Origin of the sequence: Psychrobacter piechaudii (assembly GCF_900162825.1) — a bacterium.
Classification (GTDB): domain Bacteria; phylum Pseudomonadota; class Gammaproteobacteria; order Pseudomonadales; family Moraxellaceae; genus Psychrobacter; species Psychrobacter piechaudii.
In genome coordinates, this window is sequence record NZ_FUGE01000065.1 from 13294 (window position 1) to 34733 (window position 21440).

At 42.4% G+C, this 21440-nt stretch carries 21 protein-coding genes; 7 read left to right on the top strand and 14 right to left on the bottom strand.

Going from position 1 to position 21440, the window contains the following annotated elements:
• Window positions 1–8 precede the first annotated feature (8 nt).
• From rlmKL to A1019T_RS13170, 11 genes are all read right to left on the bottom strand, one after another.
• Complete coding sequence (gene rlmKL / locus A1019T_RS02415) at window positions 9–2435, bottom strand: bifunctional 23S rRNA (guanine(2069)-N(7))-methyltransferase RlmK/23S rRNA (guanine(2445)-N(2))-methyltransferase RlmL (protein WP_077450261.1); 2427 nt, start codon at window positions 2433–2435, stop codon at window positions 9–11.
• A gap of 290 nt (window positions 2436–2725) precedes the next feature.
• On the bottom strand, window positions 2726–3916 hold the full coding sequence (locus A1019T_RS02420) for a mechanosensitive ion channel family protein (RefSeq protein ID WP_244156504.1): 1191 nt from the start codon (window positions 3914–3916) through the stop codon (window positions 2726–2728).
• A 416-nt stretch (window positions 3917–4332) separates the two neighbouring features.
• Window positions 4333–5880, bottom strand: coding sequence for a dihydrolipoyl dehydrogenase (locus A1019T_RS02425; RefSeq protein ID WP_077450262.1), 1548 nt, complete (start codon window positions 5878–5880; stop codon window positions 4333–4335).
• Between the two features lie 97 nt (window positions 5881–5977).
• A complete protein-coding gene (locus tag A1019T_RS02430) occupies window positions 5978–6472 on the bottom strand; it encodes a peroxiredoxin (protein WP_077450263.1) in 495 nt (164 codons plus the stop codon).
• A gap of 248 nt (window positions 6473–6720) precedes the next feature.
• Complete coding sequence (locus tag A1019T_RS02435) at window positions 6721–7083, bottom strand: hypothetical protein (RefSeq protein WP_077450264.1); 363 nt, start codon at window positions 7081–7083, stop codon at window positions 6721–6723.
• 266 nt (window positions 7084–7349) lie between these two features.
• A complete protein-coding gene (gene queC, locus A1019T_RS02440) occupies window positions 7350–8117 on the bottom strand; it encodes a 7-cyano-7-deazaguanine synthase QueC (RefSeq protein WP_077450265.1) in 768 nt (255 codons plus the stop codon).
• Between the two features lie 129 nt (window positions 8118–8246).
• Window positions 8247–9017, bottom strand: a complete 771-nt coding sequence (locus A1019T_RS02445) for a DODA-type extradiol aromatic ring-opening family dioxygenase (RefSeq protein WP_077450266.1) — start codon at window positions 9015–9017, stop codon at window positions 8247–8249.
• Between the two features lie 294 nt (window positions 9018–9311).
• Window positions 9312–9800: a 23S rRNA (pseudouridine(1915)-N(3))-methyltransferase RlmH gene (gene rlmH, locus A1019T_RS02450; RefSeq protein ID WP_077450267.1), complete on the bottom strand. Its 489-nt coding sequence runs from the start codon at window positions 9798–9800 to the stop codon at window positions 9312–9314.
• Window positions 9801–10406: 606 nt separating this feature from the next.
• A complete protein-coding gene (gene trmB, locus A1019T_RS02455) occupies window positions 10407–11213 on the bottom strand; it encodes a tRNA (guanosine(46)-N7)-methyltransferase TrmB (RefSeq protein WP_077450277.1) in 807 nt (268 codons plus the stop codon).
• 210 nt (window positions 11214–11423) lie between these two features.
• Window positions 11424–12530, bottom strand: coding sequence for an RNA-guided endonuclease InsQ/TnpB family protein (locus A1019T_RS02460; RefSeq protein WP_077450268.1), 1107 nt, complete (start codon window positions 12528–12530; stop codon window positions 11424–11426).
• A 70-nt stretch (window positions 12531–12600) separates the two neighbouring features.
• Window positions 12601–12753 carry a hypothetical protein gene (locus tag A1019T_RS13170; protein WP_167366832.1) on the bottom strand — a complete coding sequence of 51 codons (153 nt, stop codon included), beginning with the start codon at window positions 12751–12753 and terminating at the stop codon, window positions 12601–12603.
• Between the two features lie 316 nt (window positions 12754–13069).
• Here A1019T_RS13170 and trpS point away from each other — a divergent pair, with 316 nt between their 5' ends.
• The 6 genes from trpS to rluB all read left to right on the top strand — a co-directional run bounded on the left by trpS (window position 13070) and on the right by rluB (window position 19023).
• Window positions 13070–14158, top strand: coding sequence for a tryptophan--tRNA ligase (gene trpS / locus A1019T_RS02465; protein ID WP_077450269.1), 1089 nt, complete (start codon window positions 13070–13072; stop codon window positions 14156–14158).
• Between the two features lie 12 nt (window positions 14159–14170).
• Complete coding sequence (locus A1019T_RS02470; protein ID WP_077450270.1) at window positions 14171–15037, top strand: segregation and condensation protein A; 867 nt, start codon at window positions 14171–14173, stop codon at window positions 15035–15037.
• Window positions 15038–15197: 160 nt separating this feature from the next.
• The gene (gene scpB, locus A1019T_RS02475) at window positions 15198–15872 is read left to right on the top strand and encodes an SMC-Scp complex subunit ScpB (protein ID WP_077450271.1); all 675 of its coding nucleotides are present in this window, start codon (window positions 15198–15200) and stop codon (window positions 15870–15872) included.
• A 29-nt stretch (window positions 15873–15901) separates the two neighbouring features.
• Window positions 15902–16732 carry a cation efflux transmembrane domain-containing protein gene (locus A1019T_RS02480; protein ID WP_077450272.1) on the top strand — a complete coding sequence of 277 codons (831 nt, stop codon included), beginning with the start codon at window positions 15902–15904 and terminating at the stop codon, window positions 16730–16732.
• A gap of 99 nt (window positions 16733–16831) precedes the next feature.
• Entirely contained in the window at window positions 16832–17815 is a 984-nt protein-coding gene (locus tag A1019T_RS02485) for an alpha/beta fold hydrolase (protein WP_244156505.1), read from the top strand.
• A gap of 326 nt (window positions 17816–18141) precedes the next feature.
• Window positions 18142–19023 carry a 23S rRNA pseudouridine(2605) synthase RluB gene (gene rluB, locus A1019T_RS02490; protein WP_244156507.1) on the top strand — a complete coding sequence of 294 codons (882 nt, stop codon included), beginning with the start codon at window positions 18142–18144 and terminating at the stop codon, window positions 19021–19023.
• Between the two features lie 92 nt (window positions 19024–19115).
• On the opposite strand, the gene A1019T_RS02495 is transcribed toward rluB, so the two are convergent.
• Window positions 19116–19715, bottom strand: a complete 600-nt coding sequence (locus tag A1019T_RS02495) for a hypothetical protein (protein WP_077450274.1) — start codon at window positions 19713–19715, stop codon at window positions 19116–19118.
• Between the two features lie 45 nt (window positions 19716–19760).
• Window positions 19761–20351 (bottom strand): hypothetical protein, encoded by a 591-nt coding sequence (locus A1019T_RS02500; protein ID WP_077450275.1) that lies wholly within the window; start codon window positions 20349–20351, stop codon window positions 19761–19763.
• A 223-nt stretch (window positions 20352–20574) separates the two neighbouring features.
• On the opposite strand from A1019T_RS02500, the gene A1019T_RS02505 reads away from it, so the two are divergent.
• A complete protein-coding gene (locus tag A1019T_RS02505) occupies window positions 20575–21201 on the top strand; it encodes a LysE/ArgO family amino acid transporter (protein WP_077450276.1) in 627 nt (208 codons plus the stop codon).
• On the opposite strand, the gene A1019T_RS02510 is transcribed toward A1019T_RS02505, so the two are convergent.
• Window positions 21175–21440, bottom strand: a 266-nt coding sequence (locus A1019T_RS02510; RefSeq protein WP_077450279.1) for a zinc ribbon domain-containing protein, incomplete at its 5' end; no start/stop codon positions are given. The genes A1019T_RS02505 and A1019T_RS02510 overlap by 27 nt on opposite strands.

The window sequence follows — 21440 nt, forward strand, 5'->3', positions numbered from 1 at the left end:
ATAACTGCTTAAAGCTTATGACGAATCTCAAAGCTTTGGTGAATCGGCTTTTTCGGATTGAAGTCAAAGCCAATAGTTTCATTGGTAATCTCAACAACATCATAGCGCTCATACAGCTCTTCATCCAACTCAAACCTAGTAAAGTTATTTGAGAAGTAAATGACGCCACCATTGGCCAAACGGTTCATCGCTCGGTTGATAAGGGCTGTGTGGTCACGCTGGACATCAAAAGTGCCTTGGAATTTCTTAGAGTTTGAAAACGTTGGCGGATCAATAAAGATAACGTCAAATTGATCGGTATTGTCTTTAATCCAATCAAAGATATCCGAGGCAATAAACTGATAGCGGCTGGTAGTCACATCTAGGCCGTTTAGCGCAAAGTTTTGCTTGCCCCAATCTAAGTAGTTTTGAGATAAGTCGACACTGGTCACCGATTTTGCACCGCCCAATGCAGCGTGCACACTGGCAGTACAAGTATAGGCGAACAAATTCAACACATCGGCACCACGACTGGCCGAGCGAATCATGCTGCGCATATTACGGTGGTCAATAAATAGACCGGTGTCTAAATAATCGGTAAAGTTGACATAGAAATAAGCGCCGTCCTCTTGTACCACATGCATCTTACGTTTTTTCTGGGCCAGACGCTGCGCTTCTTGACGTTTGGCTTCTTCACGCGCCTGCTGGAACTTGTTACCTTTGTAGCGATTGCGGTTGTCTTTTTTCGGTTCGGGAGCGTCTTTACTAGCTTTAGTATCTTTAGAGGGGCTTTCTGGGTTGCCGTACTGAGTATTACCGACCTGACGCGCACGGGTTTTGATAAAGATTCGTTCACGGTTAATACCAAACACTTCACGAATACCCATCAACGCTAAGTTAAAGCGTTTGCGAGCCGTCTCTGGTGGAATGGTCTTTGGTGGTGCCCACTCTTGTACATGGACGTAGTCGCCATACACATCGATAGCCACTTTATAATCAGGCAAATCGGCATCATAAACACGCAAGTTGGTCACGTCTTCTTTGGTAGCCAGTTTTTTTAGATGGGCCACGTTTTTTTGCAGGCGATTGACAAAGTCTTGTGCTTCCTCGACCTCAATCTTTTGGCGCTCAAAGCGATCGATTAAGCTTTCACCTTCTTTACGTAGCAACTGACCATATCTGAAATAGACAGTGATGGCTCCGTTATGGCAGCGTAGGGTTTGTGGCTCATCCAAAGGTAGCACATCGGCTTGCTCAACGTGGGCGGCCAATAGCCCTAGCATGGGCTGGTATTTTTGTTTAGCAAATATATCTTGTAAGGTTAGCCCTAGGCCTTGGTATAAAGGTTTGATAAAGTCGCTATCACCTAGACGTTCACCATACGGGGGGTTGGTAATAATAAGAGGGCGTTTAAGTTTTCGATCTAATAGGGGCTTGGTCAAAGCAATCTTCAATTGAGACAGGGGACGCTGTTCTAAAGTTAAATGCGGAATAAGCTCGATCAGACCGGCAGCAATTAAGTTTTTATGTACTGCTTTAATGGCGCCTGCATCGGCATCAAAGCCCATAATAGTGGGCAGTTTACCGGCTGCGGCTTTTTCTAACCCATTATGAAAGCGCTCTTGGGCATCCACCACACATTGCTGCCATAGCTCGCTATCATGCTCTTGCCAGTTATAAAAACCAAATTGTGACTCAGCTTTATCAATACCGACCGCATAATCACAATGCATCAATAGGGCTTCGATAATAAAGGTACCTGAACCACACATAGGGTCAATTAAGGCACTGTAGCTGTTTTTCTTTTTATGCCAATCGACAGTGTACAGCAGGCCAGCGGCTAAGTTTTCTTTCAGCGGCGCATCGGTCATGGCCACACGGTAGCCACGACGGTGCAAACTGGTTCCTGATAAATCTAAGAAAATCTCAGCCTGTTTTTCATTAACAGTGGCATAAATAGGAAAGTCTGGGTTGCTACTGTCGACATCAGGACGGGCATCTAACTTTTCGCTAAAGGTATCGGCGATGGCATCTTTAATACGTAGCATGGCAAACTGTTGACTAACTTGAACTCTTTTATCGACACTCATTCGAATGGCGAAAGTATTGTCTAAGCCAAACCACTGGGTCCAATCTACGGTACTGGCCAGGCCATTTAGCTGCTCAGCCACATCATAGTCTTTATTGATATTACGTTTTTTGATGGGCAATAAGACGCGTGAGGCCACCCGTGACCACAGGCAAATTTTATAAATCTGTTCTAAAGTGGCGTTGACAGCAATACGGCCTGTGCCTTTTAACTCACAGTCAATCTCCATGCTGGCCAGTTCAGTTTGCAGTGGCGCTTCTAAGCCATCGGCGCAGGTAACGAGGATGTCATAGCGTTTATTTGAGACTGTAGGTTGGGTGTTTAGGTTGTTGCTGTTAGAGATGTTTTCTGTTGTGGGGGTGGACATAGTTGGCCTTTACGTTATATTTATTTATTCAAATTTACTAATTCAATCTTCGGGCAGCTAAGCTAAATAGCAGAGGCTGACTAATGCAAGTATTGAGTGTTAACTGTGTTATAAAAAAGATGGTTGATAGTGATAAGTAGGCTGCTAAATAAGCCAATAGGTGGGAGTGTTGCTTTATTACTAGTGATTTTACCACACTCATCTACCAGGAGATAACCAGGCCCTACAAATAAGCGAAATTTTGAGCCATTTATCGGCTACTATTAAAAAAAGTCGTTGGTGGCTATAGATTATTTATTAGTCTCTGGCGGATTATTTTCAGAAGACGGGGGCAAGGGTTGTAACTGGGCCTCAATATCAGCAGCTTTTGTATCGACAGGCATGACCAGTTTCATGTGAGGGTAGGGAATGTTAATGCCCTCTTTTTCAAAGCCTGCTTTAATTTTTTCTTGTAGGGTTTCTTTGAGAATAGGCATACGCGCCACAGCAGCAGGTCTTACCCAATAGCGAATAATAAATACAGTTCCAAAGTCGCTTATATGGTCAACAGTGGCCAAAGGCTCGGGACGCTTTAGGATATTCTCAGTATCATCAAGCACCTGCATAATGACTTTTCTGGCTTGCTCAATATCAGCTTCTAGAGCAATACGCGCTTTGATATCGAAGCGAATAAAGTTTTTTGAAGTTAGGTTGATGACCTCTGATGAGGCGACGGTAGCATTAGGAATAATGACCGTGATGTTGTCTCGGGTTAAGATGCGGGTAGTGCGTAACGAGATGAGAATAACCCGGCCTTCATTCTCACCAATACTAATCCAGTCGCCCACCTTAAAGGACTGCTCTAGCAAAATAGTAATACCTGAGATGAAGTTAGCAATGGTGGACTGTGCGGCAAAACCCACTGCCAAACCTAAAATACCCAGACCGGCTACTAACGAGACGATATCGAAGCCAAACTGAGCCATAACACTGGCCAGTCCCAGCACTATAATTAATACTGAAAATACGTTTTTTAGCAGCTGCTCTATTGAAGCATTGAGTCCATAATGCTTTAAAACTCGGTTGATAACCTGTTCAGATGAGGTCCATAGAACGTAATAAATACCGGCCCATATACTGGCTTTGGCGGTTGCAGAGACGGTGCTAGGTTCGACATTTATTTGGCTCATTATCGCCAGTACACAGCTGACTACCCATATGTAACGTAGTACGGAGCGAATGATACCTAAGCGTCTGTCTGATAGCTTTAATTGCTCTTGATAACGCTTAGTGACATAGGTAAGTAGCCAATAGAAGAACCCGACAATCATCAATAGGATAATAATCTTTATGGTGGTGCTGGCAAGTTCCACCCCACGAGAAGCCCAGTCTCGACTCTCTTCTTCTAAATCACCGCCAATCGCAAGATATAAGCTCGAATATAAATCGTGCAAGATATCTTGAAAAAATGCGCTAATTTTTGAGCCAGTCTCTCTTGCCATTGGTCATCCTATAATGGGTCATTGCCTAAGGGAATTGGTGTTAACTGCGTCAATAGTCTTAATATACAACAAAATTAGCTAAAGTTGAGCCCGCCTTATTGGTAGCTCAGGGCAATCGCACTATAGAAAATAGCCGCTTTAAATTAGATTATCTAAATAAAAGGTGTTAAATAGTTAGAAACTATAACTAAAATATTTTTATATATCTCGTGTTTTTGTTATTTGCGACCGAAAATTGGTGATAACATCTGTAAAAGGTCAATAATTAATTAAAATGTAGCTAAAATCGATTTGTAGTGCGATTGCCCTGATTGGTAGCTGCCTTGTTTACTGTAAATTAGTTTCTAAACAAGCTCACCTATTATAAAAAAACCCTGCAGCATGATGGCAGGGTTTTCTATGATAAGAGAAATAATTTACGACTTATAGTTGTTGATCTTGCCTATGGTATCACGTAGGGCAGTGCGCAGCCCCTCAAGAATAGTCGGATGGTAGAAGGGACTGGCCAATAAGCCGTCGATATCTACTTCATTGGTAATGGCTGTGGCCAAGATGTGTGCAATATACTCGGCATCTGGGCCTACCATGCTGGCTCCTAATATCAATCCAGATTTCGGGCAAGCATAAATGCGTAATAGGCCACAGTTGACGCCCATTACACGGCTACGCCCTTGATTGTCGAAGCTCACCTCACCAATGACGTAGGGGCGTCCTTCTTCTTTAATCTCTGATAAAGACTGACCCACATTCATAATTTGTGGCTCACTGAATATTATTGACATAGAAGTGGTGGCCGTTTGCGACTTATCAGGCGACATGTCGTTCAGAATGTCACTTTCATCAGAGCAGTCTGGATCTTTGGCAATGGCGTCGCTCATACTGATTTGATCAGCCAGACCCGCTATCTTTAAAGCCACTTCTTTGCCAGATAAATAGCCTTCATTACTGGAGACATGCAGTAACGGCATATAGGCATTGGCATCTCCAACAATATAGACATTGGTGCCTTCAATTTTACCTGTTATTTTATCCAGCTTTAAGGGACGGTTTTTATCATCTAATTGCACACCCAGATGCTCAAGCCCTAGGGTACGTAACGAGTTGCGGCGTCCAGTAGCTGCCAGTACTTTCTCACCACGCCAAGTATGTGAATTACCTTCAGCGTCAGTATAATGGATAACTGCTAGGCTTTTACTATCAACCTCTTCTCGAGACACCTTGTCAATTTTGGTGTTTAGACGTAAATCTAGCTCATTCGAAAAACAGGCAATGGCTTTTTGGTTGATGGCTTCATCTTTTAAGCCCCCCACATTTTCAGCACGGTTGAAGATAGCAACCTCAACACCCAGTCTATTCATGGCTTGAGCCAATTCAAGGCCGATAGCCCCTGCACCGACTACCGCCATAGATTTAGGTAAGTCCGGCAACTCAAAAATAGTATCAGAAGTAATTAGAGCATCGCCTAGTGCTAACTTCCAACCTTCAGGCACAAAGGGTTTTGATCCAGTGGCGATAATCACATGATCGGCTTGAATATACTCGATATCTCCCTCTGCAGTATGGGCTTCGATTAATCCGGATTCTGAAAAAACAGCGCGACCATGTATTTTATTATTATCGTCCCAGCTATCTACATTTTTTAGGGCGAAACTAGCAAAACGATCTCGCTCATCTTGTACCCGTTTCATTACTTGCTTACCATTAATGGTGGCGTTACCTTCTACCCCAAATTCGTCAGAATGGTTAGCATGATAGGCACGGTCGGCGGCTGCAATTAATAATTTACTCGGCATACAGCCCATGGTGGTACAAGTAGTAGACCAGATACCTTCGTTGATGATAACCCCATTGTCTGTGACTTTACTGATTTGACGATAAGCGTTATGACCGGCAGTCCCAGCACCGATGACAGCGGCATCAACGTGACGAATAGATTTTTCAGACGAGGATTGAGGTTTTATCATTAAGTTTTCCTAAAAAATTAGTCTAGTTAATGTTTTTAATTGTTGATGCTGCTAGGAGAAATATCAGAGTGACTTGTTAACTCTAGATAGACTGAGTTTATGCTAATGTTTTAAGCAATCTATCTGCATAGTCTTTGGCTCTTAAATTACGCTGAGCATGGGTTAGCTTGCCATCTTTATCAAATACGAAAGTGGAACGTACTAAGCCCATTGTTTTTTTGCCATACATATTTTTTTCTTTGATCACGTCAAAGTATTGGCAAAGTTTCTCATCGGCATCGCTAATTAAAGGTATTTGCAGCTGTTTATTTTCAATAAACTTCTTATGCGACTCGATACTGTCTCTAGACACGCCGATAATGTTGTAGCCTAGGGCATCAAATTCAGACAGTTTCTCAGTAAAGTCGACTGCTTGAGTGATACAGCCGGGAGTATTGTCGCGAGGATAGAAATAAAGAATTAAGCCCTTGTCCATATTTTCAACAAACTGATCAAGCACTATTTCACTTTCCACCATTTCATCGTCTATCTTTTGCACGAGAGGCATTAGGAACTCAGGTAGGGCAATAATTTCATCAGTTGGTTTGGCCATGTTGTTTTCCTTTTTTATTTAAAATAACTTATCAACCTAGAGGGCTGTTATTCTTTTTATAACAGTTTACCTAAGAATGAGCAATGACTCAAAGCGTAGCGTGTAAACGTCAAATAACACTTAAGTCATGAAGAATTGAGGACAATAAAAAAGGCTGACAATCGCCAGCCTAATCTAATCAAATCATTAACAGCATAACTTAAAGCACAGTACCTAAAGTATCGCACTTCAAACATCATACAAATAAGTTACGCTTTAGGTTTTTGTGGTGAATTAAGTTTTAGACCGTTACCACATTGTTGTAAATCTTTTTGCATGGTTTTGGCATAAGGTAAGGTTGAAGGGTCTTTACCACTTTGGGCATAGCTTTCAATTTCCCACATTTGACCTAAAGTCATTTTACTGCGAACGTTTACAGTACAGCCACAAAATTTCTTAGCAGTGGCATTATCGGCCACTTTAAGCTTAACGGCAGTGGCCACACAGTTATTAACCTGATCTTGTTTGATATCCAGCGCTTGAGCAGAAGTTGCCATCATAATGGCAGATGTGCCTAAGGCAACAAGTGGCAATAATTTATTAGATAAAAAGCTTTTCGAAATAAAGTTCATGAACAACAATCCTTTAGAGGCTTACGATATTATATTTACAGTTAACCGTTGGCTTATCATTGATTAAAATGTATGAGCACTGGTTAAAATGCACGGGTTGAAAATAACCTAGAGCATTTAACTTAGCGATGGGCTTAGTTAATCTAATCGCATACCTTATCAAGCTAATAAACAGATTAGTAATGAATTTTGCTATTTAGTTGCAATTTATTGTTGCTATTCAGTTACAAATCGCAGAAAAATAAGCTGTAAAATCAAAGCCAATCCTAGTTAGCCGAATAACGAGTAGGGTCGGCTAATCCCCCATCACTAAAGCCTCTTTTACGCAAGGTGCAGCTGTCGCAGATACCGCAAGCTCGGCCTTCACTGTCGGCCTTGTAGCAAGAGATGGTTTGAGAATAATCTACGCCAAGCGAATTGCCCAGTTGGATGGTTTGTGCCTTACTTAATTGTTGTAGGGGAGTTTGGATATGCAGCTTATGCCCAGTTACTCCAGCCTTGGTGGCCAGATTGGCCATAACTTCAAAGGCATTAATATATTCAGGGCGGCAGTCAGGATAACCTGAGTAGTCCACTGAGCTGACTCCAATCACGATATGGTTGGCTTCAGTTACTTCTGCCACAGCTAACGCATAGGATAAAAAGATGGTGTTGCGCGCGGGCACGTAAGTATTGGGAATGGCGTCATTATCTATATTGTCGGTATGGGTCGGGAATTTGTCCGCATCGCCATCTGGGATGGTCATATCATGGTCAGTTAACGAGGAGCCGCCCAATTGTGCGATATCAATATCGATGATCTTGTGATCAACGCCGGCTTGATTGGCGATGTTTTTGGCAGCGACCAGCTCACTGTTATGACGTTGACCATAATTAAAGCTAACGGCAGTGACTTTAGCATAGCGGTCTTTTGCCCAATATAAACAGGTAACGGAGTCTAGCCCGCCTGAGAGTAATACTACGGCGTTTTCATTAGAGGAATCTGACGCAGTGTGAGTGGTTGAGGGAGTGGGTGAGGTTAAAGCATCAGTCATAACAAATCCTAAAGGCTTATAAAAATCAGAAAAAAGGTGATTATTAAAAAAATCAAAAAGGGCAGTAAAAAAACCGTCTATTTTAACAAAAATGACTTGGCTGTGGGGGTATGGATGGTCTGTTAAAGACTAATCAAAGCGGTATACATCCATGCCTAAGCTGTGGTGGGCCATGCTTTCATGAATTACTGAAACCCGCTGACCGCAGCCTAGCGCAAAAAACAGCGGTAATAAATGCTCAGAGCTTGGGTGAACCTGCTCTACCTCAGAGAATTGCTGCCAGTCTAATGCAGCGGGAATGTCCGTTTTTAGTTGATGTAATAGCCAGGTTTTAAAAGCTTTTGCAGTGGGTTCTTCACTGTCAGCATTCCAATTTAATGCCGCTAAGTTATGGGTAATACCGCCTGAGCCCATAACTAGGATTTGTTCATGGCGTAGCTGGGAGAATAAGCTGCCCAGTTGATAACAAGCATAAGCATCGAAGTGTTTAGGCAATGACAATTGAACAATGGGCACATCTGCTTCAGGGTATAGATGAATTAACGGCGCCCAGACGCCATGATCTAAAGGGCGCAGTGGGTTAAGACTGTTAATTACCCCCATCTTATTAAGTTGATCGGACAGCGACTCTGCCAGCTGTGGATGACCCAAAGCAGGGTATTCAATGCTATTGAGCTTTTGACTAAAGCCTGAAAAATCATGCCAAGTTTGTGGCGTAGGATTACTGGCTATCTCTAAAGTTTGAGTTACCCAGTGTGCCGACATGATCACAATGGCTTTGGGCTTAGGTAGGTTTTGCCCGGTACGTGCTAAAGCATTGGTAGTGGCATTTTTTTCAAGCGCAAAAGTGGGCGCCCCATGAGAAACAAATAGCGCCGGCAATGTGGCCAGCGCTTGCATAGAGCGAACTTTTTGCTTGCGAGTCGGAGTCATCACCGGCTCGAAGCTAGTGAGCGGAGTCAATGAAACCGGTACGCTAAAGGTTGAACTGTGGGTATTCTTTGTATATTTCATAAGTTAATTATGGGGGCTAGGCGCCATTTTTTAAAGCAGAGTATTTTTAAAGTGAGGTTTACGCGCTCGAGTTCATAACAAACAGCAACAGCGAAATAGCTAGATTAAGCAGACATTCACACAGCTGCTACCACGGCAGGCATTTTGCTATCTCTTCTATCCTAATTACACCTCTCAATCCTAATTACCGCGATGATAAGGGTGGTTATTATTAATACTCATCGCTCGATATAACTGCTCCATCAATACCACACGCACTAGGGGATGAGGCAGAGTAAGGGGTGACAATGACCATTTAAAGTCAGCTGCTGCCAGTACTTCAGGCGATACGCCATCTGCACCGCCAATGACTAGTGCCACATCATCACCAATTTGCATCGCTTCACTGAGCTTGTCAGCCAATTGCTCGGTGGATAGCATCTTGCCTTTGACATCGAGTACCCACAGCTTTTCACGGGAGTTACTTTGATGGGTAGCCAAAATAGCTTTGCCTTCTTGCTCACGATATTGTGCCAAATTAGCATCTGACGGGTTTTTGGCACGTTTAGCAGCGGCTAAGTCGATAATTTCAGCAGTGAGCATGGGCTGAATGCGTTTGTGATACTCATCAAATCCGCTATCAATCCACTTAGGCATCTTACTGCCGACACTTAAAATGCGTAATTTCATAAAAGAAAAAACCTTTTGGTTTAATTAATAGAACTGCTAAAGCTAAAATGTCAACCTTTTGGTGCGTGATTTTCAAACTTATCCACAGCTAATTTGAGACTCTTGAGTCAAGCTGTGAAACATTTGAAGCAATACCACAATCACTGATAAATTATTTATAATAGCTATTAATTTTAAGCATTAGCTATATAAGATATTGATTTTATTAGTAAAAATAATTGTACAAAAAATGAGCAATTTTATTCAAAGCCGTATGCTGTCTAGGGTATAACTTGTCAAGCGTGGGGTTATCCACAGAGTTATCCACAGCTTATGGGGAAAACTCTTAATCGCCTTGCTAGTCATGCGTTTGGCAGGAGTAGTGGATTTGGATGAACAAAAGTAAAGAGCCGTTATTAGTAACAGATTCAAGGCAAGTCAAGCCAAAAATCGTAAAATACTCAATAATAAAGGCTCTTTTTTGGCTTAGTTGTCAAATGTTCCACGTGGTAAGTTTTATGTTGATCATCAGCTACTGGCTTTGAAATCTAAGTAGGCCACAATAAGTCAAGATAAACTAACCTAGATAAACCACTAACAGCTAGGATGAGTCTAGGTTTATAACGGCTAGTCTTTGCTATAAATTAAATCCCAAACTCCGTGGCCGCGATCGATGCCTCTTTTTTCAAATTTAGTCATAGGTCGGAAGTCTGGACGCGGTGTGAAATTACCTTGGCCTGCGGTATTGGTTAAGCCTTCAAAATTATCTAGCACATCCAGCATCCAAAATGCATAATGTTCCCAGTCCGTTGCTGCATGGAACCAGCCCCCATTTTTGATAACACGGGTCACAATTTCCATACGTTTTGGGCTGACAAAACGGCGCTTATAATGACGCTTTTTTTGCCAAGGATCAGGGAAGTACAGCTGGATACGGTCAATATGGTTCTCAGGCAGTTGCTGCATTAAAGCAATGGCATCCCCATTGATAATCTTTAGGTTGGTCAGGCCCTCTTCGTTGGCCATAAAGGCGCACTTGCCAATACCCGGCTCATGCACTTCAATACCTACGAAGTTGCGGCTAGGATCGGCTTTGGCCATCTCGATCAATGAGCTTCCCATACCAAAACCAATCTCAAAGGTTAACGGGGCATCAGGGCCATTGGACGTCTGCTCAGTATCTGCAAACAAGGCGCGCAAATCTGTGATGTCATCGATAATGCCTTGGCCTCTATCGTCCATAGTATTGACGATGTATTTGGCATAAACAGGGTCCGTTAGCGCTTGCTCGGCATTTTTGTTAAGGTGGGTACGGCGCTTCATAAAAGTTTTGATTAAGCGTGGGAACGCAGTATCAGCGGCCTCAGATTCAGCTTGATCGTTATTTTGGTCAACGCTACCTTCTGCTTTAGGATCGATAGCCTCGTCCTTCATGTCAGTAGTTTCAGAATTTGGTAAGCTATCTGTGGTAGGGGTGTTTGGAGTATTCTCAGCGCTCATATTAAAAAAATCGTCCACTATTGAGGTTATCAAGTTGAAGGTATTGTGAGGTTAATTAAGCCTATTAAAAAAAGCGTTAAGGCTAAAAAATAAAGTAAGATGGGCGTATTATAACGCTAATCCACCTTTGACCTCCTCCCCTCGCTAAACCGAGGGGATTCCTACAGCTAGACGGTCAAGCCCGACCGCAAGGATGTTCTTAGCAGCATTGATATCTCTATCATGCCATGTGCCACACTTAGCACAAGTCCATCCTCTTATTCCAAGTCCTGCTCTACCTTTCGGACTACTGTCACTTATTTTAAGGCAGCACGAGCAGGTCTGGGTAGTGTAACTCTCATTTACGATCTCAAGCTGACAACCTGCATACTTGCATTTATATTCCAGTTGTCTTTTAAGTTCAAACCATCCTGCATCGTATGTTGATTTAGCCAGTTTGGTCATCGAATTGGTAAATGAGCGTGATTTAACATCACCAACCACAATCAAGGCATTACTCTGCACTAGCTTGGTGGTGAATTTATGAATTAGGTCTAATCTTGTATTTTTTATTTTGGCATGAATTGCTTTGACATGTTTTTTATTCTTAGCACGCTGGGCTACTGCTAATTTATTCGCCCACTTTTTCGTTTGCTTAATAGTTAGCGTGTCGCCATTTGATGTGGTTGCAGACTCTTTTAAGCCCAAATCAATTCCAACGCTGCCCTTACCACTTACTTGCTTAGGAAAGTCTTTAACGGTGATACAGGCATACCAACGATTACGACTGTCTTGTACAATCTCTAAGGTGTTAATTTGATATAGACTGAGGTTGTAGCTATCGAATACATCGATGAGGAGCTTTTGACCTTTAGATAGGGATAGCTGTAGGGTTGATTTCAGTGCCTTCTTACCTGTCTGCCTTGTTTGCAAATACTTGATAGCAGATTTTTTAAAAGGTATCCATCCCAATGATTTACGCTTGGCATCAGGACGATTGGTACGCCAGTTAAGCTTGGCTTTTTTAAATTGTTTTCTGGCCTTGGCGTGAGTCTCATTGATAGCTTGTAAGGTTTGACTATGTAATCCTAAATACTCACCGCTACCTTTGGTATACTCACTTAGATCATAAGCACTAAAAAACCTACCGGTACGTTTTAGATGCTCAAAGCAAAGTGCATTAATATAGTTCCACACGAAGTTTACTGAACCGCTTAGACGATTAAGCTCTTTTATGTGTTTGTCTTTAATGCGTAGCTTGAGTGTTTTCATATGCTTAGTATCGCAAGATTAATTTTAGCTTACAACCCTTTAACGACTTCTTACGACAGTGTGTGTCGCCTTATATCCACCCCCTGAAGTGGGTGGTTTTACGGCGACCGGTGATAAAACCAAAGAAACTTACGGCATTGGTGTAAGCTGAGAGACGACTGGCATCGTCAATTAACTTAGCAGACTCTTCACTTGAATAGTTTTTGTAGTCGAACATTCCCATACACTTATATCCTTATAACCTGGGGTTTATTGAATGACAGTCCAGTACTTCATCCTTGAGTAATCTAGCCCAAAAATTATGTTATACATTAAAGCAATTAGCAAGAGACAAGTTAGGAATTAATGACAATTTATCTATACCCCTCTATATATAACTGATAACTGCCCTGTTAAAGCCAATAAAACAGACCGTTACTGTGGTCTATTGGTGACTATAAGGCTAAAAAACAGTGATTATTTGTTATACTGAGCCGATACAATAAATTTTGTTATCCTAATAACCTTTACAACAACCTGTTTTAAAAGTTGAGTGATTTATGAGCGCATCAGAGACCCATCCAAATCAAACAGAAACCAATCAGCCAAGACGTACTCTTACCGGGGTTACCACCACAGGTATTCCCCATTTAGGCAACTACGTGGGCGCCATTCGTCCTGCTATTCAGTCTTCACAAAATAGCACCAACGAAGAGGACAAGTCGTTTTTCTTCTTGGCCGACTACCACAGTATTATCAAATGCTCAGACCCCAAACAGGTTCATGAGTCTACCAAGGCCATTGCAGCAACTTGGCTGGCTTGTGGCTTAGATCCTGAAAAAGTGGTGTTCTATCGTCAATCTGATGTGCCTGAAATTCCTGAGCTGGCTTGGATTTTAAACTGCTCATGCGCTAAGGGCCTAATGAACCGCGCCCATGCTTATAAAGCTGCGGTAGATGCCAATAATGAAAAGGCCGATGTCGATCCTGATCACGGTATTACCATGGGTCTGTTTGGTTACCCAGTATTAATGGCTGCCGACATCTTAATGTTTAATGCCACCCACGTACCTGTCGGTCGTGACCAAATTCAACACGTTGAGATGGCCCGTGATATCGCTGGTACTTTTAACCATAAGTACAAGCCTTTATTCACTCAGCCTTCTGCAGTATTTGATGACAACGTGGCGCTGCTAACAGGTCTTGATGGCCGTAAAATGAGTAAGAGTTATGGCAACACCATTCCTCTATTTGGTGAGTATAACCCTCAAGTTGACCCAGAAAAACAGCTGCGCAAAGCGATCATGCAAATTGTGACCAACTCACAAGCCCCTGAAGAGCCTAAAGACGCTGATGACTCAGTGATTTTTGAAATCTATAAAGCCTTCGCAACACCAGATGAACTTGCTGACTTACGTTCACAGTTTGAAGCCGGTATTGCTTGGGGTGATGCCAAGCAGATTTTATTTGAGAAGATCAATAGCGAGATTGCTCCCTTCCGTGAGCGCTACTTTGAGCTAATGGCCAATCCAAAAGAGTTAGAAGAAATCCTGATGATGGGTGCTGAAAAAGCTCGCCGTCATAGCCGCAAGCAGCTGGATAAAACCCGCCGTGCTATTGGTATCAAACCACTTGCGAAACTAAAGTAAGGGCATTAGCTTTTGGATAGCACAGCTACTTATACCCAAGCAGATTCTGATGCTGGTGTTAATGCCAGTATTAGAATCTATACCACGCCAGTTCAAGCACTGCCTGAGGATTTATATGTACCGCCTCAGGCTTTTGCTATTTGGTTAGAGCAGTTTGAAGGGCCCCTCGATTTTTTATTGTATCTGGTCAAAAAGAACAACTTTGATATCACCGATACCGCTATTCTGCCCATTACTGAGCAGTATCTGGCCTATATTGACGAGCTCGATGCAGACCACTTCGAGTTGGCAGGTGATTATCTGCTGATGGCGTCTACTTTGATTGCTATTAAGACAGAACTACTGCTGCCTCTGCCTGAGAAAGTAGAAGATGAGCGGGATCCAAAAGCGGAGCTGATAGCACGCTTGGAGGACTACGCTCAAATCAAAGAGGCAGCTCGCCGTTTGGACAACTTGATCCGTCTAGAGCGTGATGTGTTTTTGGCAATGGCTAGCCTGCCTGATCCTGAGGTTATGGCCGCTGAGTTACCCAGCTATCCTGCAACCATGCTAGTAGAAAGCTTGCTGAAGATGCAGCTGAAACCTGATTATCAAATGCATAATGTTAAGGTTGATCCCATCCCCTTATCAGATCGCATTGCCAGTATCAGTCGTCAGCTGAGTGAGCGAGGTGAAGGGACTTTTATTGAACTGCTGGATCAAAGCCAAGGCCGACTCGGGGTAGTGGTCAGTTTCGTTGCGGTTCTAGAATTAATAAAGCGACAAATCATTGATGTTATAGAAGCTGAGAATAATCAATCACAGCCCGTCGATGAGATGCCTCAAGACCTGCAACCTACTTACAGTTTATCAAGCCTAAAGCTGCGCTGGGTGGCTTAATTTAACCTTAGTTACTAAAAATTAGTTACTAAAAACCAGCTGCTAAAAAACCAGTTTATATGGCTTTTTCTAAGTAGCTTTATCTAAGTAACTCTATAGAAGTAACTATATATAAGTATTAGTTACTGTTTCTCCCTATTTTAAAATTTAGCGAATTTCCATGGCAAAACAAACCGATGACTCGTTGTTAGTAGATTCCCAGTTAGCTGACAATCATGTAGCTAACAATGAGACTTCTATAACTACTGACTCTGCTGTTGAGCAAAAAGAGACTATTAACTCCGACCTAAGCGCCTTTAATCGCTATGACTTATTAAGTCGTAGAATTGAAGTGCTATTACACGCGTCAGAATCGCCTTTAACAGGCAGTCAACTGAGAAGGTATTTATCTTTATCTAAACAGGAACTAGAGACAGCCATGGTTATATTGCAACAGAGATTGACTACCGGTGTGCTCAGTCTGAGTGAATCAGCCAGTGGCTATCGACTGCAAATTCGCAGTGAATATAGTAGTCTCATTCAAGAGGTCTTTCCGCAGCGTTTGGAGAATTTAAGCCAAGCTTTGCTGGAAACGTTAAGTGTGATTGCCTATAAACAGCCGGTGACTCGCAGTGACATCGAGCAAGTGCGCGGGGTAACTGTGTCGAGTAATATCCTACGTCAGCTGTTTGATAAAGGCTGGATTATGGAAAAAGGTTACCGGGAGACTTTGGGTCGCCCTGCACTTTTGCACACCACACCAGAATTTTTAGATGCTTTTGGGCTTGAGAGTCTAGAGCAGCTACCCCCGCTACCTGATTTGAATTTGGACAATAGTAAAGCCCAGAATGATTAAATTAGGACAGTTCGGATATAGATGCAGCTATGAATAAAACAACGTTTAAAATATCGAAGATGGATTGTCCTTCGGAGGAAAACCTAATCCGAATGAAATTAGAGGGCGACTCGGATATTCAACATCTTGAGTTCGACATTCCTAACCGTAAATTAACTGTGTTTCATCATGGCAATGTAGAAGGGATAGAGACGACTATTCATGACCTAAATTTAGGTGACACCCTACTCTCGACCGAAACCATTGACCCCTCTGATCCCAACAATAATTTTAAAACTGATACTGACTCTAGTCACAAAAAAGATGCTGAGCAAAGAAAGCTACTATGGATAGTGCTCGTCATTAACTTTGCTTTCTTTATTATTGAAATGAGCACGGGACTGATTTCTCGTTCAATGGGGTTGGTCGCCGACAGCTTAGATATGTTAGCAGATAGCTTCGTATACGGAATTAGCTTATTTGCGGTCGGTGGAACGGTTATAAAGAAAAAACGGATTGCTAAAATTGCCGGATATTTTCAAATTACGCTAGCGATTCTTGGTTTTTTAGAAGTACTAAGACGTTTCTTTGGCAATGAGCAGTTACCTGACTTTTCTACCATGATTGTTATATCGATTCTTGCGCTAATTGCAAACTCGATTTGCCTGTATTTACTGCAAAAATCGAAAAGCAAAGAAGAAGCCCATATGCAAGCCAGTATGATTTTTACTTCAAACGATGTGATTATCAATTTAGGGGTAATTGTTGCAGGGATTTTAGTTAATTGGTTACACTCTAGTACGCCTGATTTAATTATTGGTAGCATCGTATTTGCTTTAGTTATTCAAGGCGCCTTTAGAATATTGAAGTTGAGTAAGTAGCCAAGCCTAATAGCTGAAGCAAATAGCTCAAGTAAGTAGCTTAATTAAACCGCTAAGTGTAAAGTAGCTGGGTTTGAAGCAAATAAACATCATAAGGATATGAGACCTCAAGCAATGATTGAACAAACTTTAAATCTAGTCACCACGAAAGACCATCAACAAGTTGCCGTTTGGCGAATAATCGATGATGAGGCTTTTGATAAGGATCTTAATAGCCCTAACGCTGCTGATAAAAAACAAAATCTTTTGTTTCTGCATGGCGCCTTTTCGGACAAGACTGTCTGTTTGGGCATCGTCAGTTATTTTGCCTCATTGGGCCATCAATGCTTTATTATGGAGTGGCGCGGTCATGGCAGCAGCAGTCAACCGCAAACCAACTATCATTTAGAAGACATCGCATTTTACGATGTTAAAGCCACTTTTGATTATTTATTGGATGAGCTTAAACTTGATGCACTACACTGCATTACTCACAGTGGTGGCGGTATTTGTTTGACCCTATGTTTGACCCGTTATCCCGAATTTATGGATAAGATAAACAGCATCTGTATGGTAGCTTGCCAAGTCTTTGCTGGCACATCCACCCCTTCAAGCTACGCAAAATTACTATTTCTCAAAGTAGTGACCCGTCAGCTGGGTTATGTAGAAGGTAAGCGATTGAAGTTGGGCACTATGAATGAGAGCTACTATTTGCTCTCGCAGTGGATGGACTGGAACCTTAATCAGAACTTCAGTAGCTATTTACCGACACCCATACGACAACAATTACTTAGACAAGCAGGGCTACGCCTAAGCAGGAAGTCGCAAACCGTAACTACCCCACAACCGCTCGATTATCGTACGCTGATGCCCAATATTACCGTACCGATTTACTCTATTTGCGCCGCCGGGGATTGGGTTGCTCCGCCCCAAGGTACTTTAAAGTACTTACAGGCTTTTAAAAACTCAAACAATAAATGGCGTGAGTTCTCTATCGCTAATGGCGACTTGGAAGATTATAACCATACCCGTATTTTCCTAAGCCGTAACGCTTCTAAAGAGGTTTGGCCTACTGTGCTGGATTGGGTGCAACAGCACAGCTAAAACCCTTCTTTTTAAACCAGTTAAGTAAAGAAAAAACAGAAAGTTGTAAGCACATAGCGATAATCGAGATAAATTGACGTATAATAGTCATCCAAAATCAGCTCTGCCTGATTAAAAAAACTTCTCTACATTGTGAAATGTAGCCACTCACCGATTCAAGGATGCATAACATGCCTCAATCAAATCACCCTAATTCGTCAAATCAACCTGATATTACTCAAGAAAGCGATGTCTATACCGATCACAACGGTGACTATCAATTCGCCTCTTCAACCACTCAAGCCAGCACTGCCGGTACCGAAAAACTGCAAAAAGCTTTAGCCCGTATGGGCCTAGGCTCACGCCGTCAAATGGAAGAAGTAATTAAAGCAGGCCGTGTCTCTATCAACCAAAAGCCTGCTACCATTGGTGACCGTGTTGAGCAAGGTGATGAGATCCGTGTTGACGGACGTTTAATCAAATACAAATCAGAACGTGAAAAACGTCGCCGTGTCTTGGCCTACTATAAGCCAGAAGGTGAGATTTGTTCTGCCAATGATCCTGAAGGTCGTACCACCGTATTTGAGCGTTTACCGAAGCTAACTCATGATCGCTGGATTATGGTGGGTCGTCTAGATATCAACTCGACTGGCCTTTTATTATTCACTAACGATGGTGAATTGGCTCACCGCTTAATGCACCCCTCTAATGAGATTGTTCGTGAATATGCGGTACGCGTATTGGGCGAGCTAACCCCTGAGATGATGAAAAACTTAACCGATGGGGTCATGCTAGAAGATGGCCTAGCTAAGTTTGAAGACATCAAACAAGGCGGCGGTGAAGGCGTAAACAAATGGTATCACGTTAAGCTGAAAGAAGGTCGTAACCGTGAAGTTCGCCGTCTGATCGAATCTCAAGGTCTTAAAGTAAGCCGTCTACTGCGCACCAGCTATGGTTCAGTAGATTTGCCGAAAGAGCTACGCACTGGCCGCTTTATTGAATTAGATCGTAAAGAAATTCACCGTCTGATTGATCTAGTGGGTATCCGTCCTCGTGAGGATATGGGCGTCCATGGCAAGGCAAAAGAGAAAAAAGAACGTTTCCAGAAAAAACCAATGAAAGCCCGTACCATCCGTACCAGCTCTAGAAGTGGCCGAGCCAATACTGCCGGTAGAAGCTCTAGCAATACCCGTGGTAGAGATACTGGCAACAGAGGTTCTAAACGTTAATTGGCGTCTAGAGTCTAGAATAGCTTACCCAAAAATCAAAAAAGCCCTTAGTGAATAACTAAGGGCTTTTTAGTTTGTAGTGCCAAATCATATTAACGCTGATCTAGATAGCGCTGCATCACCTGCATCTGCTGTAAGGCTTCACTTTGACAACCTTCGAGCAAGCTATCCAGCTTGGTTTCAATTTTTATTAATACTTCTAACAGCAGGCCAAGCGCTTGGGCTTTAGTTTCACTAATCTGCTCTTCACTGCTAACTTGCCTATTATTGTAAGCGGCTGTCGACGCTCTATCAGTCGCTTGTTGCAGTAGATCCTCATGACGGGCAATACGCTGATAGTTTTCAATGAGCTCTGGTAGCCGGCTCTGTAATAGCTTACTTATCATAAACTCATCTTCAGAGACCATCGGGGTTTGACCCGCTTTAATCGCGTCATTACGCCACTGCTGGAAGATATCGGCCTTACCATCAATACGTAATAGCTGCTCTACAATAGCTGGAGGCAATCCTTTTATTTGATCACTAACTAAAGTCAGCTGCAGCATCGGCGGTGGGGGCAACTGCGAGGGCTCAACATATTTAAGAGTGCCAGGAGTAATACCAACAGCGCGATGAAAAGCCAGCCAACCCTTACGGCCCACATAGCCTGCTACCAGTACGGCTACAGCACCTACTCCAATTAACACACTCATTTATGACACCTACCTCCTAGTTAAACCTGCCTCAGTGATTGATTTTTACTTCTCAAAACGTTGCTGCAAATAACGGTTGGTTGCCAAAAGCTTTTGACCATCTTGATGGTAAGCAGCATCTAACAAGTCATCAAATTGAGTCTCTACTGTATTCAGCACTTCTAATAAAGCTTCTCTACCCGTCATATCTGAGTTTTTAATCTTCGTGGTATCCGCCCGACTAGACTCGGCACTGCTTTTCTCAGCTGAGATAACCACTGTTTTATTTGGGGCGCTGTCTAAGTCATGTAACCGGCGATAGTCTGCAACGGCTTCAGGAATATGGGTATCCATCACATTCTTAATCATAATATAAGTCTCAGTGACGGCATCTGAATCATCAATAATCCCATCATTGTTGGTATCCCCATAAAGCATTTTAAGCTTTTCACCTTTATCATTGATGCTATCAAGCTTTTGCTTCACTTCTGGTGGCAAACTCTTCTCTGGAATAAAACCCAACTGCGGCATGGCTTTGTACTCTAACATTTTGGGTTGAGTCAGTTTTTTAATGCCTCGATAACCTAAATATATCCCTGCAGCTGGCAATAAACCGTACATGATAAACATCAGTACTATTGCAGTGGCTTGCGTCATATATCCATCCTTTGTTGTTTTTTATTATTAAAATACGGAAGTCTTAATATTTCAGTGTGAAAGTTCACGCTTATGTCAGCCTCAATACTTTATAATTAGCCCGTATAAACTAGACGTAATAGTTAATATCTATAGTGTCTTATATGCGGTCAGTTACGCAATTTTTATAGTAATAAAGGCTTAGCCTACCCTCTATTTTAATAAATTACCCTGAGATAACTAGATGGATTATGTATCAGGTTTTGCTTTAGGCTTATCGCTAATATTTGCGATAGGCTCACAAAACGCTTTTATTCTAAAACAAGGGATAAAAAAACAGCATGTTTTTGCCATCTGTCTCTTTTGTGCGCTATCAGATGCTTTATTAATCTCCGCTGGGGTCGCTGGTTTTGGCGCAGTGACTGCTAAATACCCGAATATTGTCTCCCTTGCAAAAATTGCTGGCGCTTTATTCTTGTTGGGGTATGGGTTACAAAGCTTATATGCCAGTGTTAGCAAATCGCATGCTTTGACACAAGATAATCAACAGGTCAGTAGCCTTAAAAAATCATTGCTGTTATGTTTTGGCTTTACCTGGCTTAACCCTCATGTCTATTTAGACACTTTGGTGCTGGTAGGTATGGTTTCGACGGGAGCCGATAGTAAGGTGCAGTTCGGATTGGGGGCAATAAGTGCCTCATTCGTGTTCTTTTTTAGCTTAGGCTATGGCGCCCGATTGTTATCGCCATTATTTGCTAAACCCAAAGCCTGGAGTATCTTGGATGCCCTGGTTGGTATATTGATGATTTATTTGGCTTGGTATTTATTTGACTTCCTCCCCTCGCTAAACCGAGGGGATTCCTACAGCTAGACGGTCAAGCCCGACCGCAAGGATGTTCTTAGCAGCATTGATATCTCTATCATGCCATGTGCCACACTCAGCACACCTCCATCCTCTTATTCCAAGTCCTGCTCTACCTTTCGGACTACTGTCACTTATTTTGTGGCAGCACGAGCAGGTCTGGGTAGTGTAACTCTCATTTACGATCTCAAGCTGACAACCTGCATACTTGCATTTATATTCCAGTTGTCGTTTAAGCTCAAACCATC

What these genes read in the sequence shown, in the direction of transcription:
- trpS (WP_077450269.1), top strand. Translation starts at nt 13,070, where the DNA reads ATGAGCGCATCAGAGACCCATCCAAATCAAACAGAAACCAATCAGCCA.
- rlmKL (WP_077450261.1), bottom strand. Translation starts at nt 2,435, where the DNA reads ATGTCCACCCCCACAACAGAAAACATCTCTAACAGCAACAACCTAAAC.
- A1019T_RS02430 (WP_077450263.1), bottom strand. Translation starts at nt 6,472, where the DNA reads ATGGCCAAACCAACTGATGAAATTATTGCCCTACCTGAGTTCCTAATG.
- A1019T_RS02435 (WP_077450264.1), bottom strand. Translation starts at nt 7,083, where the DNA reads ATGAACTTTATTTCGAAAAGCTTTTTATCTAATAAATTATTGCCACTT.
- A1019T_RS02445 (WP_077450266.1), bottom strand. Translation starts at nt 9,017, where the DNA reads ATGCAAGCGCTGGCCACATTGCCGGCGCTATTTGTTTCTCATGGGGCG.
- A1019T_RS02460 (WP_077450268.1), bottom strand. Translation starts at nt 12,530, where the DNA reads ATGAAAACACTCAAGCTACGCATTAAAGACAAACACATAAAAGAGCTT.
- trmB (WP_077450277.1), bottom strand. Translation starts at nt 11,213, where the DNA reads ATGAAGGACGAGGCTATCGATCCTAAAGCAGAAGGTAGCGTTGACCAA.
- A1019T_RS02485 (WP_244156505.1), top strand. Translation starts at nt 16,832, where the DNA reads ATGAGACCTCAAGCAATGATTGAACAAACTTTAAATCTAGTCACCACG.
- A1019T_RS02500 (WP_077450275.1), bottom strand. Translation starts at nt 20,351, where the DNA reads ATGACGCAAGCCACTGCAATAGTACTGATGTTTATCATGTACGGTTTA.
- scpB (WP_077450271.1), top strand. Translation starts at nt 15,198, where the DNA reads ATGGCAAAACAAACCGATGACTCGTTGTTAGTAGATTCCCAGTTAGCT.
- A1019T_RS13170 (WP_167366832.1), bottom strand. Translation starts at nt 12,753, where the DNA reads ATGGGAATGTTCGACTACAAAAACTATTCAAGTGAAGAGTCTGCTAAG.
- A1019T_RS02425 (WP_077450262.1), bottom strand. Translation starts at nt 5,880, where the DNA reads ATGATAAAACCTCAATCCTCGTCTGAAAAATCTATTCGTCACGTTGAT.
- A1019T_RS02505 (WP_077450276.1), top strand. Translation starts at nt 20,575, where the DNA reads ATGGATTATGTATCAGGTTTTGCTTTAGGCTTATCGCTAATATTTGCG.
- A1019T_RS02495 (WP_077450274.1), bottom strand. Translation starts at nt 19,715, where the DNA reads ATGAGTGTGTTAATTGGAGTAGGTGCTGTAGCCGTACTGGTAGCAGGC.
- rluB (WP_244156507.1), top strand. Translation starts at nt 18,142, where the DNA reads ATGGGCCTAGGCTCACGCCGTCAAATGGAAGAAGTAATTAAAGCAGGC.
- A1019T_RS02480 (WP_077450272.1), top strand. Translation starts at nt 15,902, where the DNA reads ATGAATAAAACAACGTTTAAAATATCGAAGATGGATTGTCCTTCGGAG.
- A1019T_RS02420 (WP_244156504.1), bottom strand. Translation starts at nt 3,916, where the DNA reads ATGGCAAGAGAGACTGGCTCAAAAATTAGCGCATTTTTTCAAGATATC.
- rlmH (WP_077450267.1), bottom strand. Translation starts at nt 9,800, where the DNA reads ATGAAATTACGCATTTTAAGTGTCGGCAGTAAGATGCCTAAGTGGATT.
- queC (WP_077450265.1), bottom strand. Translation starts at nt 8,117, where the DNA reads ATGACTGATGCTTTAACCTCACCCACTCCCTCAACCACTCACACTGCG.